This is a genomic window from Corynebacterium sp., assembly GCF_030532965.1.
GTDB lineage: Bacteria > Actinomycetota > Actinomycetes > Mycobacteriales > Mycobacteriaceae > Corynebacterium.
Genome location: NZ_JAUNKC010000007.1, coordinates 59,149 through 74,078, shown reverse-complemented (window position 1 = coordinate 74,078; position 14,930 = coordinate 59,149). Strand labels below are relative to the sequence as shown.

At 54.1% G+C, this 14,930-nt stretch carries 16 protein-coding genes; 7 read left to right on the top strand and 9 right to left on the bottom strand.

Translation table 11 applies throughout. The features are described from left to right. The first annotated feature begins 1 nt into the window (after position 1). Genes rpsC through rpsQ form a run of 4 tightly spaced genes read left to right on the top strand, consistent with a single transcriptional unit; the run spans position 2 to position 1,679 of the window. Positions 2–748, top strand: a complete 747-nt coding sequence (gene rpsC, locus Q4D85_RS05195) for a 30S ribosomal protein S3 (protein WP_303198705.1) — start codon at positions 2–4, stop codon at positions 746–748. Between the two features lie 3 nt (positions 749–751). Then, positions 752–1,168 (top strand): 50S ribosomal protein L16, encoded by a 417-nt coding sequence (gene rplP / locus Q4D85_RS05190; RefSeq protein ID WP_047261139.1) that lies wholly within the window; start codon positions 752–754, stop codon positions 1,166–1,168. Further along, positions 1,168–1,398, top strand: a complete 231-nt coding sequence (gene rpmC, locus Q4D85_RS05185) for a 50S ribosomal protein L29 (protein ID WP_303198704.1) — start codon at positions 1,168–1,170, stop codon at positions 1,396–1,398. Before rplP ends, rpmC begins: the two co-directional genes overlap by 1 nt. A gap of 2 nt (positions 1,399–1,400) precedes the next feature. Continuing rightward, positions 1,401–1,679 (top strand): 30S ribosomal protein S17, encoded by a 279-nt coding sequence (gene rpsQ / locus Q4D85_RS05180; RefSeq protein WP_047261141.1) that lies wholly within the window; start codon positions 1,401–1,403, stop codon positions 1,677–1,679. A 210-nt stretch (positions 1,680–1,889) separates the two neighbouring features. On the opposite strand, the gene Q4D85_RS05175 is transcribed toward rpsQ, so the two are convergent. The 9 genes from Q4D85_RS05175 to Q4D85_RS05135 all read right to left on the bottom strand — a co-directional run bounded on the left by Q4D85_RS05175 (position 1,890) and on the right by Q4D85_RS05135 (position 10,789). Further along, the gene (locus Q4D85_RS05175) at positions 1,890–2,858 is read right to left on the bottom strand and encodes an Abi family protein (RefSeq protein WP_303198702.1); all 969 of its coding nucleotides are present in this window, start codon (positions 2,856–2,858) and stop codon (positions 1,890–1,892) included. A gap of 313 nt (positions 2,859–3,171) precedes the next feature. Next, complete coding sequence (locus Q4D85_RS05170) at positions 3,172–3,729, bottom strand: hypothetical protein (protein ID WP_303198701.1); 558 nt, start codon at positions 3,727–3,729, stop codon at positions 3,172–3,174. Between the two features lie 158 nt (positions 3,730–3,887). After that, positions 3,888–4,256 carry a hypothetical protein gene (locus Q4D85_RS05165; protein WP_303198699.1) on the bottom strand — a complete coding sequence of 123 codons (369 nt, stop codon included), beginning with the start codon at positions 4,254–4,256 and terminating at the stop codon, positions 3,888–3,890. A gap of 348 nt (positions 4,257–4,604) precedes the next feature. Next, the gene (locus Q4D85_RS05160; RefSeq protein WP_303198698.1) at positions 4,605–5,753 is read right to left on the bottom strand and encodes an ATP-binding protein; all 1,149 of its coding nucleotides are present in this window, start codon (positions 5,751–5,753) and stop codon (positions 4,605–4,607) included. Between the two features lie 125 nt (positions 5,754–5,878). After that, positions 5,879–6,787: an alpha/beta fold hydrolase gene (locus Q4D85_RS05155; protein ID WP_303198697.1), complete on the bottom strand. Its 909-nt coding sequence runs from the start codon at positions 6,785–6,787 to the stop codon at positions 5,879–5,881. Between the two features lie 570 nt (positions 6,788–7,357). Continuing rightward, positions 7,358–8,593 (bottom strand): DUF6138 family protein, encoded by a 1,236-nt coding sequence (locus Q4D85_RS05150; RefSeq protein ID WP_303198696.1) that lies wholly within the window; start codon positions 8,591–8,593, stop codon positions 7,358–7,360. 146 nt (positions 8,594–8,739) lie between these two features. Beyond that, positions 8,740–9,528, bottom strand: coding sequence for a YwqG family protein (locus tag Q4D85_RS05145; RefSeq protein ID WP_303198694.1), 789 nt, complete (start codon positions 9,526–9,528; stop codon positions 8,740–8,742). A gap of 38 nt (positions 9,529–9,566) precedes the next feature. Continuing rightward, positions 9,567–10,481 (bottom strand): YwqG family protein, encoded by a 915-nt coding sequence (locus Q4D85_RS05140; protein WP_303198692.1) that lies wholly within the window; start codon positions 10,479–10,481, stop codon positions 9,567–9,569. A 53-nt stretch (positions 10,482–10,534) separates the two neighbouring features. Further along, positions 10,535–10,789, bottom strand: a complete 255-nt coding sequence (locus tag Q4D85_RS05135; protein WP_303198690.1) for a hypothetical protein — start codon at positions 10,787–10,789, stop codon at positions 10,535–10,537. Between the two features lie 611 nt (positions 10,790–11,400). On the opposite strand from Q4D85_RS05135, the gene Q4D85_RS05130 reads away from it, so the two are divergent. The 3 genes from Q4D85_RS05130 to Q4D85_RS05120 are packed head-to-tail and all read left to right on the top strand — an operon-like array spanning position 11,401 to position 14,928. Continuing rightward, positions 11,401–12,924 carry a sugar ABC transporter ATP-binding protein gene (locus Q4D85_RS05130; RefSeq protein WP_303198689.1) on the top strand — a complete coding sequence of 508 codons (1,524 nt, stop codon included), beginning with the start codon at positions 11,401–11,403 and terminating at the stop codon, positions 12,922–12,924. Then, positions 12,924–13,919, top strand: a complete 996-nt coding sequence (locus Q4D85_RS05125; RefSeq protein WP_303198688.1) for an ABC transporter permease — start codon at positions 12,924–12,926, stop codon at positions 13,917–13,919. The genes Q4D85_RS05130 and Q4D85_RS05125 overlap by 1 nt, the downstream gene beginning before the upstream one ends. Before the next feature lie 28 nt (positions 13,920–13,947). Beyond that, the gene (locus Q4D85_RS05120; protein ID WP_303198686.1) at positions 13,948–14,928 is read left to right on the top strand and encodes an ABC transporter substrate-binding protein; all 981 of its coding nucleotides are present in this window, start codon (positions 13,948–13,950) and stop codon (positions 14,926–14,928) included. Positions 14,929–14,930 lie beyond the last annotated feature (2 nt).

Genomic DNA, 14,930 nt, shown 5'->3' with positions numbered 1-14,930 from the left:
AGTGGGACAAAAAATCCACCCACACGGCCTCCGATTGGGCATCACTTCCGACTGGAAGTCCCACTGGTTCGCCGATAAGAACTACGCTGAGTACCTCGCAGAAGACATCAAGATCCGCGAGTTCCTCACCAAAACCCTCGACCGTGCAGGTATCGCCGACATCGTGATCGAGCGCACCCGCGACCGCGTCCGCGTCGACATCCACACCGCCCGTCCAGGCATCGTGATCGGCCGCCGTGGTTCTGAGGCAGACCGTCTGCGCCGCGAGCTGGAGAAGCTCACCGGCAAGCAGGTCGCCCTCAACATCCTCGAGGTCAAGAACATTGACGCCAACGCTCAACTGGTGGCACAGTCCATCGCTGAGCAGCTGACCAACCGTGTGGCATTCCGTCGCGCAATGCGCAAGGCAATCCAGGGCGCTATGCGTCAGCCACAGGTCAAGGGCATCAAGGTTATGTGCTCCGGTCGTCTTGGCGGTGCCGAGATGTCCCGCACCGAGCGCTACCATGAGGGTCGCGTTCCTTTGCACACTCTCCGCGCCGAAATCGACTACGGCACCTACGAAGCACACACCACTTTCGGCCGCATCGGCGTGAAGGTGTGGATCTACAAGGGTGACGTCGTTGGTGGCCGTCGCGAGAGCGAAATCAACGCACCAGCAGAGCGCCGTGGCCGCGGTGACCGCAACGCACGTCCGCGTCGTGGTGGCCAGCGTCGTCAGCGTGCTGAGCAGAAGCAGGAGGGATAACCTATGCTTATTCCAAAGCGCGTGAAGTACCGTCGCCAGCACCGTCCACACCGTGACGGCGTTTCTAAGGGCGGTAACCGCATCAACTTCGGTGACTACGCAATCCAGGCTCTGGAACCTGCTTACATCACCAACCGTCAGATCGAATCTGCACGTATCGCCATCAACCGCCACGTCAAGCGTGGTGGTAAGGTGTGGATCAACATTTTCCCAGACCGGCCACTTACCCAGAAGCCACTCGGTGTTCGTATGGGTTCCGGTAAGGGTCCTGTGGAAAAGTGGATCGCAAACGTCAAGCCAGGTCGCATCCTCTTTGAAATGAGCTATCCGAATGAGGAAATGGCGCTTGAGGCACTGCGTCGCGCAGGCCAAAAGCTCCCTTGCAAGGTTCGTATTATCAAGAAGGAGGACCAGTTCTAATGGCTAACGGTACCCCCGCACACGAGCTTCGCGAGCTTAACGCTGAGGAGCTCAAGACCCGTCTGGCTGAAGCCAAGGAAGAGCTGTTCAACCTGCGCTTCCAGGCTGCAACCGGCCAGCTGACCAATAACCGTCGCCTGCGCACGGTCAAGACCGACATCGCCCGCATCTACACCGTTATTCGCGAGCGCGAGCTGGGCCTGTCTGTTGTTCCGGGAGCTGAGGCTTAATTATGAGTGAGGCAAACGTGAACAAGAAGAAAAAGGGCGCACGTAAGGTACGCACCGGCTATGTCGTTTCCGACAAGATGCAGAAGACCATCGTTGTGGAATTGGAAGACCGCAAGCAGCACGGCTTGTACGGTAAGACCATCCGCACCAACTCCAAGGTGAAGGTTCACGACGAGAACGAAATCGCTGGCATCGGCGACCTCGTTCGCATCGAGGAAACCCGCCCATTGAGCAAGGACAAGCACTTCCGTCTCGTTGAGATCATCGAGAAGGCACGCTAATTCTTTAGCCTAAAAGGCGCGGATAAAACTACACACTCGCCCGCCCCCCGACATAAAAGGGGATGCGGGCGAGTGTTTTTGCTTTTCGACGCTTTAACGGGTTTCGCTGTACTCAATGTTTTAGTTGGAACTGACTGTTAAGAATGTATCTGTTTTACCAATCTGTCACGGAACCATTGTTATGAACCGAATGTCGGGTGTACGAGCCTTTTAAAGGCTTCCGTTCCAATCGCTAGGAATACCGAGGCTTTCTGCCTTAACAATTGGGTTGGTGATGAAAGATTCTTTAATTAATTTATCCACTTTTTCGGGCCACGTTGTTCCTGGTGATATCGTGCGTAAAAGATGCGACATGACCACGAGAGTTCCAAATATTCTTTCACTCTGTTGTTCGGGAAGCTGATCGAAGTGGCCCGAAGTTCGTAATGCTTCTGTTTGGGCAGGCAAAAACGATTTATTCCATAGCCGTCCATGGTGAGCACATGTGTTGCGTACCACCGTCAGTTGTTCGAGCCAGGTCGCTAATGGATGTTTCTTCTTTGTTTGGCGAGCTTGGCTTTTTGATAGTTGAGTATGGTCAATCTGAATGTTGAGTTTTTCTGCCACCTGGTACTGGTCATGTGTTTTGAGGCCTCCGTAGAGCTTAGAAATATCGGAGAAATCCAAAGCTTCAGCAACAAGCCACAGCGGAAATTGAGCACCATAATTATCTTGGTAGTGTTTAATCGCTTCGTTTCTCGCATGAGCTCTAGCAAGACGACTGTAGATGGTCGAAATCCAATTCAGGTGTTTAAAGCTTGGCCGAAAGAGCGTCGGATCTTTATATGCCAGTGGGTCGGTTCCATTGGTAAGGCAAATGTAATCGGTGATCTGCGTGCGTAGCGAAATTTCGATCCGTTCGATTCCATCATGAATGAGAGTACGAAGTTTACGGTCTGCTTCATATAACTCCACCACAGCCTCGAATGAAGTCTTTGGATTAAACTCATCTAACTTTTCGCCTGCCGTATTGACCATTCTCGCAGGGAACCAATAAGCACTGAGACGGTAGTAACTAACGTTACTGAGCCACTGCTGTGCCATTTCGTCGCTGATGATCATACCACGCGACCGTAATCGTTCAATATGATCGGTAATAGTTGCTGCGGGTTTAAGTTGGTGGGCTTGAGAGCTTGACATATGTTGGATCTTCACTTCCAAATAAAGATCCAGCCCACACTCCGAACCATCAAAAATGATTCAAAGGCAGGCTGAACGATTAACCAGAGTCTAACAAATTTCTTCTCTATATGGCAGATTTTTCAGGGGCACTGACGCAAAACGGGGGTAAGCGGGTTGGGCTGTCGGCCGAGTAGATCGAGATTGAGAAAGCTTGAGCAAAAACGATGTGATTATCTCTGTTATTCGTGCCGTGTGAATTTAGACAGCACCCTGTACCTTGTAACTAACCCGTTGCTCCCTTATACGATGGTTGGTTACCGGTTGAAGCGTTTTAATCTGAAGGTCTTGCGAAATATGCGTTGATTTCTTCCCGCAATTCGGTGTCAGTGGCGAACCTGTTTAAGAAATCAAGGAATGTGAGTTTGTATTCGATGTCATAGAACCAGGCGTCGTGGTCCATGGCGTAAACAGTGGGATTTTGGGGGTGGGGATCGTCGCTAAGAACGAAAAATCCCACCTGGTAGCGGGTGTTTCCTAAGATGATGAAGTTTGGGGACTTAGTGGTTGTGGGTAGTTTTGATGCGACTCCGGTGATGAAGCCCTCGTCATCGTGCCACTCTTCGTAGTCTGTGGTTCCTGGGCTCAGCGGCGTTGCGATCCAAGGCGAGAATGTGAAGTCTGCCCTTTGAACCAGTTCACGCAGTTGTCCTTGGTGTTCAAGGATCTTGCGAAGATCATCGCTGTATTCGACGTGGTCACTGAATCCTTGCTCAATGATGGGCGTTGGGAACGTCATAGACATGAGTGCTTCCTGCAAAGTGTCATTGGGGCTGGTGTAGGTTGCGCCCAGTTCTTTCAGCCGTGCCTCGATTTCGGAAGAAAAGATCATAGGTCCGATTATGACAATAAAGTGCAGATACTGCGGGGTTTTATAAAAGGCTTCTGGCTACGTCGACAAGCATCGCGCAGCTCACCCGGCACTAGTTGAACGAACAGTGAAACGCCTGCGTGGGAACACTTTTACCGCAATGCTGAGGTTGTCGTGCATTACGTATGGCGCCACATTGCGCGCCAGCTTTTCGGGCTTGATTCTAGGACTACGGGGATAAGTAGGAGTGCCATCACTATCGTGATGATTCTGTTCTTTAGCAAATCCTCGACGATGGTCGTGGTGGGGAATCCATAACCGACGATGGTGATGAAGATTAAGAAAGCAAGCATCATGCAGGCCCCGAGACGTGCTTTTGAGCGGCTCATCAAAAGGAGGACACCAGCAACTACTTCGTAGCAGCCAAGCACGATGGTGAGCCATCCGATATTCGGCATCACAAAATCTGACCACAGGTTAGAAAGCGACGGTATGAGCGCCGTGTCGCCGAACACCGCGTAGCTTTCTGGATGCGTTCGGCCGAGCACAAGGTGAGAGAAACCTCCGGAAATGAAAATTACCGTGAAAAGGGTTCTTACAATCGACCTATACATATGCATCAGCCCATCCTACAGCGATGAAAAGGGAGCTTTCATGGGTTACAGACAATGGCGGTGAATCAGCAATCTGCCACCAGGTAATCGTCGTAAAGCGCCGACCGATTTAGCAATAGAATGCCGAGCAGTTTATCGGTAGAACTCCGACTGTTTTAGCAGTAGAGCGCCGTCCAGTTTGCTGTTTGGTTGCATTTTCCCACGTAGATCGTGGTTTATTTCCTAAAAGTCTCGCAACCGTGAAACTGGATCATAAGGCATCAAGCCGTTTCCTTATCTTTTTTAAAAGTGTGTGGAATTGGTCGGTGATGTAAGGTATTGCCGCATATAGGGCAAAGCGAAACTGACATACCCGTAGCGGGGGCTTGAGATGATTTCGGCGTCTAAAAGACGACGTCGGTAGTTGCCTGCGTATTGCGCGTCAACATTAAGTCGCTGGGCAATATCGGACATTTTGGACGGCCCGTCGTCAACTGCCATCGCTTTAAGAAAATCTTGATCCGTGGGGGAGAGATCTGAAAGGGAAGGTTCGTGAACCAACTCGCCGAGACGGTGGCGGGCGCGTTCACCACTTGCTGTAACCGAGTCTAAGGTTATGCGGTTTCCGTCCCGAGTGCGGAACAGGTATTGGCCTACCAGCTGAATCATGAATGGGTAGCCGCCACAAATCTCAACAGCTAGATCTAGTGCGCCTGGTTCCCATTCGAAATCTAATGAGGCTAGCGGGGACGAAAGGGCTGTGCGGACATCGGAATCAGTGACCAGCCCCAGTGCAATTTTGTTGGCGCGGCGTAGGAACGCTACGGGATTTTGCCCAGAATCAGCCGCCAAAAGTGGTTTCACGGATTGTGGAATGCCTGCCATGGTTACGGCAATCTCGCAGTTTTCACGGACCAAATGCTGAATGGTCGCCCCGAAGTCAATAACTTCTTCTTTTCGGTTACAATGCAGCTCATCTAAGGTGATAAGCACTCCCACAGGTTCCTGTCCAATTTGGGCATCAATATGTGCCTGCAACGTGAAAAGATTCGTGAGGACATCCCGTAACGTTGTATTTGGACGATATTTCTCTGTCTCAGTGAACTGCAAGCCTCCTAGCGAGGCGATGTTTACACCTGTAAGAGTTTTCTTGTGGATGCGAAAGTTCTCTTGGATGATCCGGTACGCTGCATCTTGAATGCGTTGGGTAAAACCAGGGGTTGCAGTCTCGGCGATAACCCACCAAGATTCGGCTCGTGCGACATCTTGAAATGCATTAAGCAATACAGTTTTACCCACGCCACTAAGGCCGGTAATGAGGGAAACTCGTTCATGTGCGCCTGGGCCGTCGAAAAGCGCATCCTTGAAGTCTTCAATTTCTTGTTCACGACCAGCAAGGTATGGCGGGGTTGCTCCCAATGTGGCTTTGAAAGGATTGCGTACACGGCTCATGACATAAATCTACATTATTTTTACTATCTCTTATTATCCTTTACTATCTCTTACTATCTTCCGCATATTGCTAGCTCAAAACGGGTACGACGCAAGTCCTTGAGCCGTTGAGTTGTGATAATTTCCTACTTCGCGCTATCCCAAAGTTTCTGCAAGTGGGTAGCCAATTCGTCGGGCGCCTGCATCGGAAGAGAATGGGTGGTGTTCGGCCACGTGTGCACTGTGACGTCGTCAAGCAATTGATGAGCCTTATCCGCCGCTTTTTGCCCGCCAGCAAGTGAGCTGTCGCTGGCTATCGCAACGTAGACCGGCATAGATAGCGCCGCTGCGGTGTATGCGGTTAGCAGTGACGGGGTTGGCAGTTGCGCACGGTAATGCTTTGTCCCTAATGCGATCATGCGCGCCAGGGCGTCATCGTCATCGTGGTCGTCTTCGACACCGCCGATGCGGTTAAGTGCCTGGTTGCGAATGCTATCGGGGACGCCGGGAATCGATGCCACAAGTACCCAAGCCATCATGGACGCAGGTGGATACGCGAAAGTGAAGACCGGTTCGAGAAGCGCAAGGGATACGACGCGTTCCGGATGGGTGTACGCATACGCGGTTGCGGTCGCCCCACTGAAGGAATGGCCAACAAAGTGCGCGCCCATAGGGGCTACGGCATCCATGACCTGGTCAATCCATTCAGCTTGGTCCGCCATTGAGATTAATGGGGCCGATTGGGCTGACATGCCAGCGTCGCCAAGCGCATCGAATGCCACAACGCGGTGAGTTTCGGCAAAGCTCGGCAGATTGGCTGCCCACATGGGCACCCCTGACGAACGCCCCGGTAACAGCACTATAGGAGTTGAATCCGCAGTCGCGGGTGTGCTCCACTCGTAAACGCGCACTGTGCCGTAGTCCGTCTGGATATCATGTTGTTTCGTCAGCGGGGGCATGAGCGTCATGGCATCGCGGTATGCGGCTGCGTAGGCGTTACGGCCAGCGACGGACTGGAAATACCCGACTCTAGCCTTGCCTGTTACTGTTGCCACGACGTGCCAAACCCCAATTATCGCCAGGACCGCGACGATGGTCCGCGCCAGATTCCTGCGGCGGTTAGAGCGCGCGGTTGACCTTCGTGTTGGGGCTGCCAACGGTGACGGGTCCTTCTGCGGTGCCGACATAGCCTAAAACCTAGCACCGCATAGTGGGAAGGTAAAGGGTTAAGCTGCATAAATAGTGCGTTAGCCAGGCCACATTGGCAGCAGTTCGCACACTGTGGCATGGATAAGTTTCTTGCTTTTCGACGCCTCAAGAGCCGCGTCTCATCATCTCAACATTGCGTGATAAATACGGGGACAAATTTGTAGCGGGGATTGGTTTTAGCACGGACTACGAGGGAAGGCTTTTAGGGCCACGGTTGTATTCTTTACCAGTCGCGAGTTTGTGGCGGGTTTAGTAAAGCAACTGTTTGAAACCTTGCGGAATTGGATGCTGGATTCGCTGCCCGACCCCACTTGGCCAGTGCGATTGTTATCGCAGCAATGTGTTATTCGAATAACGCCGTTTCACTTATTTCGGTCGCGTGATTCATGGCGGGTTTGGCTACGTAGCATGGAAAACTATTCACCCCAGATGCTGTAGCGAATACGTTCCCACAGGTATTCGTCAACGTTAGCTTCCACCTCGTTGAGAATCTCACGCGCGTCAGCATCAGGAGTTTTCTCCGTCATCTCAGTCAATTCTGGTTCTATTTGGCAATTCTCAAGGCACCGAACAAGGTACTCAATTGTTGTAGCGGTATATCCATTTCTCTCGATGGCGGCGGCGACGAACAACGCGTGCACTTCTTGGTGCTCATCGTCGCAAAGCTCCATGTAGTCGTTGACGAGTGGGGCGGCGGTGGCGTCGTAAAGCCCAAGTGCAAAAACCGCGAACGTCCCGGGCATTGCCCGGTTCTCGTCTTCTAAACCGAGATACCATTCGTATTCCCTCATGGCTGCGCGAGCGTAGTCGGCGATGATTCCGAATAATTCGGGATAGCGTGCAGCGCATTGGAAAAGCTGATTTATGCTGTTGGTCTCCACATACGGAATGGGGAGGTAGTCCTCGGTGGGGCCGGTGAAATCGATGCCGTAGCTTGCGGGGAATAGAGGACAGGAGATAACGCGGATAAGGTACTCCAACACCGCGAGATACGCGTGTGGATTTTCCTGCGTCACGGTCACGGAAATAATCCCGGAGACGTCATTTGCCTGCCCGTGCCAACTATCGCCAGCGGAAGTGGCGATAGTGTCAGGCAGATCGCCGCTGCCGGTTTCACGCAGACGGCGTGGGGTATCAGAACCCAATGCCTTGGCCTGGTTTAACAGCATATCTGCGTATTGGCGCGAGGTTGGGGACGAATAGCGGATATCGGCTACCGCAACGGTGCACGCAAACTCTAGTAGTTCGTGGGGTACTTCTGTTAGATCCACCTCGGGCTTGGGGTTCCACGTAGTAACTGCATAGGGGTTTTGAGTAGCCGGAAAGTATGGTTCGGTAAGGTTACGCCTCAGCCAGTTGCACATAGGCCCGCTAATGGCGTTCCACCCAACCAGTTCCCGGAGTTTATCCACCGTATCCCATTCGTCGGCAGTAGTGGAACTTAGGTCCAGCTCGTTTAACGCGAACTCTACAAGGGCCTGTATGGGGATGCGGACATCCTTGTATTGGATCGATTTGGGGTGCTCGGTGGTTATGTCGCGGTAGTGGATGTGGCCCAACCGTAGTTGTTTGAGCACGCAGGTAAACATGTCGCTGGCCAGAGGATCCGTGCAGTCGTCGAAACTGGGCTGGACGTGGTCATTTGCCGACATATTTCTGCTTTCTAAGGCGATCTAAACGGAATCTGTAGTTGTGGTGCTGCGGTGCGGTTTTATTATTTGTTCGTTTTGGTCGGCGACGTGGGGGGCGTCGCCAAGCTGTTATCCGGTAACGATCCCGGCCCGCGCGGTATCGGGCGTTAGGAGACTTCCAAGAGATACGTGATATTGCTAAAGTCGCAGCGTTGAAGGTCATGGTCGTCGATGAGGAAACTCATGCACCCCTCATTGCCTAGGACCAATTGGACGTCCTGCGTGCTGTATGCATGAAGCTGGAGGAGAAGCCGCTGACCGTCGCCGACCTCACGGGGATCCCAGTGGAAGAAGTAGCCCCACCCATCGCCGAAAATCGAGGGATATGGTTCTGGCTGGTGTGCGGTGATGATCCGCCGCAGTTTCCGGGCAGTAGTGGCATCCGTAGGCAGGCCGTGCTCGGCGAGTTCGTTCAGCACAACGGGGTTTTCGGCACTGCTGATCCCCTGCTGAATATGGGTGCCGGTGACCGTGAAGTGCCCGCCGCTTAAAAGAAATTCGGCATTATCCGGAATATGTTCGGCGGCTTGGGCCTTATCAAGCTCGTCGGCAGGTATGAGACGCACCAGACACCCCGGCTTGCCGCCGGTTGCGGCTTCGTCGGATCCAAAGGAGAAATCATCCGCAACGAAGAACTGGAGAAGCCCACCGGTGGGGTAGCCGGTCAATGGCGGTAGTTCCGCGAGGTTGAGCTGGGCGATTAAACACATCGGTTTGTCGTTGTAGCCGCGGGGCCAGGGAAAATCCGGGGTGACCGCACCGAGGTATCCCACCCGGGAACTCGCCGGATCGAGTTCTTGCGGTCCAGAGCCAGAAACGGGGTGTAATTTCAGGGCGACGACAGGGCGAGTCGTGGTGTTGTAGAAATCGGTGAGGGCTGGGCGGATATCAGTCACGGCGAAGCATTCCTTAGGATCACGGGATGGGCGGGGGACTAGTGGGTGCTAAAGCTGTACAGTGGGGTGCTGAAATCAAGGTTGGCTAAATCTTTGTCGCCGATGAAGAAGTGTAGAATCCCATCGTGGCCAATATCGATGCGGGCACCGGTAGCGGGGTCGGTGACGGATGCGAGTTGCAGAAGTAGCTGCATGTTTTGGGTTTGGAAATGCGGATGAAAGTACCGTGAATTCTGGTCGTTGAGGTAGCCGCGCGGATCTTGCTGTGGGTGCTGGGTCCAGCCACCGAGGAAAAGCTGAGCGTAATTGTCGGTGACGTCCGCTAGCGCGTCAAGTGGATCCTGCCACCCGTGTTCTTCAAGGACGTCTTCTTCGTCGAGGTCCTCGAAGTCTTCGTCATCATAGAATCCGATGGAGTCGAGGAAATCCTCTTCTTCTGTGTAAATGCCCGCCTGTTCCGCTACCGCGCTGAACTGGTAGTCGCCGCATTGCGGTGCCTGGTCGTAGAGGGCACCAGTGATCGTGAATTGGTCGATGGAAAAGGTGCTCGCGACGTGATCGTGGGTTTCGGTGGTGGCAGTTTCTAGTTCCGCTGCCGGAATGTAGCGCACGACGCTTTCTGAGTAGTCGGGGGTTGCACCGTTTGTGGTGCCCATGTGGTCATCCACCGTGACGAAGAACTGCAGCAAACCTTCCGTTGGTAGTTCCTCTCGGGCGGGCAGTTCGGCGAGGTTAAGCTGCGCGAGATGCTGCATCGGGTTGCCAGAGGAATCAACGGGCCACGGATGGTTTGGCGTCACTGCCGCCGTATTGCCAGTGCGTGAGGCGGTAGCGGCGAGCGGTGTGGTGACGGGTATAAGCGTTAGCTTCGTGGTTCGGCGCAGATTTGCTGCGGCGAATTCGGCAAATGGCGATTCGAGGTTTTTAAGGTTGGGACGAATGACGGAATCCACGCGGACGGCCTTTCACATGACGTGTGATATGTGCCTTGAGATTTTAGTCTTCCCTAACGAAACCGGGGATGTTTTTGCAGATAATAATTCAGCAGGGGAGCGAGCCCAATGAGCGATACCCCGATGCTGGCGACAACGCTAACAATGATGCTGATGATGGTGCCCAGATCGAAGTCTTGGCCGCGGCGTTGCGTCTCCGGTGGCGTTGTTTGGGCGGACGTTGTGGCGCTTGCGCTGCGGGGCTGCGGAGGGGTTTCGGCGCTGTGAGCTGCGGGAACGATTGTCGTGAATGTGAGGGCGGCTGCCATCCAGCACGACAGAAAAGGCGACGCATACGTGTGGTTCCTCCGATGTGTATTAACTGCAATCTAGTGCAATTATCATACATAAATTAGCTTTAAGCTATCTAAAGTTAATAAAAATTCAAGATTTTTGCAGCGGTTTTCGCTTTTCGACGCCCCATGGTGGGCAATGTGGAAATATCCAACCAAGAATGCTTAAAAATCTGTGATCGTGGGGGTGGTGTATCGCTCGTGATATTCGGTCATCTGATGGGTGGTTTTTATGGAGGTTTGGTTAAGGTCTTGCTAATGTGAACCTTCACATAACAGGATGGAAAATTTGGCCATTTAGCACGGTAATTACCCTCTCTGGGTGCGGGCTGGTTGACTGTTTGGGCCGACTTGCATATGCGTCGATTAGCGGCGATGTGCACCGAAAATGTGTGTGGAAATTTCGGATTCTAGCGGGGGTAAAGCTGTTGGGATCTTTTTCATTTTCTATCGGAATCGCTTGCCAATGTTAGCGCTATCATGCAAGCTGAGCCTAGAGCGGTAAGTGAGGCACCCCACAATAAAAGCTGAGTGTGTTCCAAGCCTCATTTGCTTCCACTGAAACAAGTGAAAGGAGGCGGCAGGCAATGACCACCGATTTACTTCGCCTTGAACACATCTCAAAAACCTTCCCAGGCGTCAAAGCTTTGGACGATGTGATGCTCACCCTGCGCCACAATGAAGTATTGGGCTTATGCGGTGAAAACGGTGCAGGCAAGTCCACCCTGATGAAGATCCTCACCGGCGTCTATACCGCGGACCCAGGCGGCAGCATCTACATCAATGGACACGAAAGCGATGTCACCGGGCCACGCGACGCACAGGAAAAAGGAATTTCGATCATCCACCAAGAACTCAACTTGGTGCCCGACATGACTGTCGCCCAAAACATCTACATGGGTCGGGAGGCTAAAACCGGTGGGCTCTTACTCAACGACAATGCGATGGTGAAAAACGCCGAGCAATTGCTGACCAAACTCGGGATCGACGTCAATCCCCGCGCCTATATCCGCGACCTCACGGTGGCCCGGCAGCAAATGGTGGAAATCGCCAAAGCACTTTCGTTTGACTGCAAGATTTTGGTGATGGACGAGCCCACTGCCGCCCTCACCGATACCGAGATCGAAACCTTGATGGGGCTCATCCGCAATTTCGTGTCCCCCGAAACCGGCATGGTGTATATCTCACACCGCATGGACGAAATCGCCGAGATTACCGACCGGGTGACGGTGCTTCGCGATGGCCAATACGTCACCACGCTCGAAACCGCCGAAACGCCCATCAAGGACATCATCGCAGCCATGGTGGGACGCCAGATTGTCACGGATGTCCGACCGGAGCCCAAAGACTTCCAAGGGCAGCCGGTTGTCTTGAGCGTCGACAAGCTCTCCACCCGCGACCTGGTCAAAGATGTCAGCTTCGAGTTGCGGCGCGGCGAAATCTTCGGCATCGCGGGCCTCATGGGGGCCGGGCGCACCGAACTCGCCCGCGCCATCGTCGGTGCCGACCCGAAAAGCGCCGGGACGGTCTCCGTTGCGGGCAAGAAAGTTCACCTTCGTTCGCCAGCGGACGCGGTCGAGCACGGCATCGGCTATCTGTCGGAGGACCGCAAACAATACGGGCTCCTGCTGGACATGGATGTCAAAGCCAATACCGCGCTCTCGTCGCTGTCCACCAAATATTCGAAGTTCGGGATCATTCGCGAAGCCGACATTGCTCGCGACACCCAAGCCCAGGTGGATCGCTTAAAGATCAAAACCCCCAGCATCCACCAAATCATCCGCAATCTTTCCGGCGGAAACCAGCAAAAAGTCATCATCGGCAAGTGGCTGGTCCGCGACTGCGACATCCTCATTGTCGATGAGCCCACCCGAGGCATCGACGTTGGCGCCAAGGACGAAATCTACGCCCTTTTGAACGAACTTTGCGCCGAAGGAAAATCACTCATCGTCATCTCCTCCGAACTCCCCGAGGTGCTGCGCATCTGCGACCGAATTGGCGTGATGTGTAACGGCCGCATGACCGGCATCTTGGAAAACTCCGAGGCAAACCAAGAATCAATCATGGAACTGGCAACCAAATTCCGCGACACCGATAAGGAGGTGGCCTAATGTCTGCGCAATCTACCACGACCGCAAGCACCCTTAACGCACGGCTTGGCGCTCAACTACAACAATTGCTGGCGCTGGCAGCCCTGGCCTTGATCTTCATCTTCTTCTCCGTATCCACTGACAATTTCTTCCAGTGGGGCAACATCACATCCATTCTGCTGTCTTCTGCGGTGATCGGCACGATGGCCCTTGGCGCCACCTTCGTCATCGCCACCTCCGGCATCGACCTGTCGGTCGGCACCGGCATGACCCTGTGCGCCGTCATGACCGGTGTGTTCTTAAGCGGAGACTGGTTAGGGCTGCCACTGCCAATCGGTATCATCGCCGCCATCGCCTTTGGCGCATTCATGGGATTTATCAACGGCATGAACGTGGCAATCTTTAAAATCCCGCCGTTCATCGCCACCCTTGCCATGATGATGGTCGCCCAAGGCCTTGCCTTGATTATCACCAAATCCACCCCGATCTACCTCACCGATGTCCCCGCCTTTGCCGCTATATCTCAAGGCGAGGTCATACCAGAGTTCCCCAATGCCGCCCTGGTATTCATCATCTGCGCCATCATCGCGGCAGTGGTGATGTCCAAAACCCTGCTTGGCCGCTACGCCCTCTCGATCGGTTCCAATGAAGAAGCCACCCGCATCTCCGGTGTCAACACCCGGAACTGGCTGATCGCCATCTACACCTTCGCGGGAATCTTCACGGCATTAGCCGCAATCCTGTTATCCGCCCGGCTCAATTCCGCCCAACCGGCCACCGGCATGGGCTATGAGCTGGAAGCGATCGCCGCAGTCGTCATCGGCGGCACCTCACTTTCGGGCGGTCGGGCCACCATTTTCGGCACCTTCATCGGTGCGCTGCTCATGGCGGTTCTGGCCAACGGCCTCCAAATCATGTCCATTCCGCAGGAATGGCAGAAAGTCTCCATCGGCATCGTCATCCTCATCGCAGTCTTCGCCGACAATCTTCGCCGAAGTCGCGAAAAGAAAGCCTAACTCTAGTTTTTAAGAAAGGACTAGCACCATGAACAAGAAACTCCTCGCCGTCCTAGGCGCTGCCACGCTGCTGAGCGCGTGCTCCGGAAACTCCGGCGACCAAGCAGGAACCTCCTCCCCGTCACCGGGGTCAGACGGCAAACCCTACATCGCGGTGGTATCCAAGGGCTACCAGCACCAATTCTGGCAGGCAGTCAAGCAGGGCGCAGAGAAGGCGGCCGAAGAAGTCGGCGCCACCATCACCTACGACGGCCCCGACAATGAAACCCAAGTGGATAAGCAGATCCAACAGCTGCAAACCGCGCTGTCGAAGAAACCAATCGCCGTGGTTTTCGCAGCACTCGACTCCCAAGCCGCCATCCCGCTGCTGACCACCGCCCAGGGCGATAACATCCCAGTGGTCGCATTTGACTCCGGCGTCGACTCCGACATCCCAGTCGCAACCGCCGCCACCGACAACAAAGCGGCAGCCGCTGAAGCCGCCAAGCACGTGGTGGAGCTCGTGGGGGATACCGGCGAAGTGGGCGTCGTCTGCCAAGACCAAACCTCCACCACCGCCAAGGATCGCCGCGACGGATTCACCGAGTACCTGGAGAAGAACGCCCCTAACTTGAAAGTCGTCGACATCCAATACGGCGGCGGTGACCACCAGAAATCCGCCGACCTGACCAAGTCCATGCTGCAAGCACACTCCGGCATCAAAGCAATGTACGGCTGCAACGAAGGCTCCGCTGTCGGAATCGGCCTCGGCGTCACCGAAGCCGGAAAGAAAGGTGAGGTCACCGTCGTCGGTTTCGACTCCGGTGAAGCACAGATGAACTTCATCAAAGATGGCACCATCGCTGGCGCAGTCACCCAGGACCCAGTCGACATCGGGTACCAGGCAGTAAAGGCCGCCTTTGCCGCCGCAGGCGGCGAAACCGTCGAAAAGAATATCGCCACCAACTTTGCGTGGTACGACAAAAACAATATCGACGACGCCGACATCCAAACCATGCTGTACAAGTAAGG

What these genes read in the sequence shown, in the direction of transcription:
- Q4D85_RS05175 (WP_303198702.1), bottom strand. Translation starts at nt 2,858, where the DNA reads ATGTCAAGCTCTCAAGCCCACCAACTTAAACCCGCAGCAACTATTACC.
- rplP (WP_047261139.1), top strand. Translation starts at nt 752, where the DNA reads ATGCTTATTCCAAAGCGCGTGAAGTACCGTCGCCAGCACCGTCCACAC.
- rpmC (WP_303198704.1), top strand. Translation starts at nt 1,168, where the DNA reads ATGGCTAACGGTACCCCCGCACACGAGCTTCGCGAGCTTAACGCTGAG.
- Q4D85_RS05170 (WP_303198701.1), bottom strand. Translation starts at nt 3,729, where the DNA reads ATGATCTTTTCTTCCGAAATCGAGGCACGGCTGAAAGAACTGGGCGCA.
- Q4D85_RS05150 (WP_303198696.1), bottom strand. Translation starts at nt 8,593, where the DNA reads ATGTCGGCAAATGACCACGTCCAGCCCAGTTTCGACGACTGCACGGAT.
- Q4D85_RS05120 (WP_303198686.1), top strand. Translation starts at nt 13,948, where the DNA reads ATGAACAAGAAACTCCTCGCCGTCCTAGGCGCTGCCACGCTGCTGAGC.
- Q4D85_RS05130 (WP_303198689.1), top strand. Translation starts at nt 11,401, where the DNA reads ATGACCACCGATTTACTTCGCCTTGAACACATCTCAAAAACCTTCCCA.
- Q4D85_RS05125 (WP_303198688.1), top strand. Translation starts at nt 12,924, where the DNA reads ATGTCTGCGCAATCTACCACGACCGCAAGCACCCTTAACGCACGGCTT.
- rpsQ (WP_047261141.1), top strand. Translation starts at nt 1,401, where the DNA reads ATGAGTGAGGCAAACGTGAACAAGAAGAAAAAGGGCGCACGTAAGGTA.
- Q4D85_RS05160 (WP_303198698.1), bottom strand. Translation starts at nt 5,753, where the DNA reads ATGAGCCGTGTACGCAATCCTTTCAAAGCCACATTGGGAGCAACCCCG.
- Q4D85_RS05135 (WP_303198690.1), bottom strand. Translation starts at nt 10,789, where the DNA reads ATGGCAGCCGCCCTCACATTCACGACAATCGTTCCCGCAGCTCACAGC.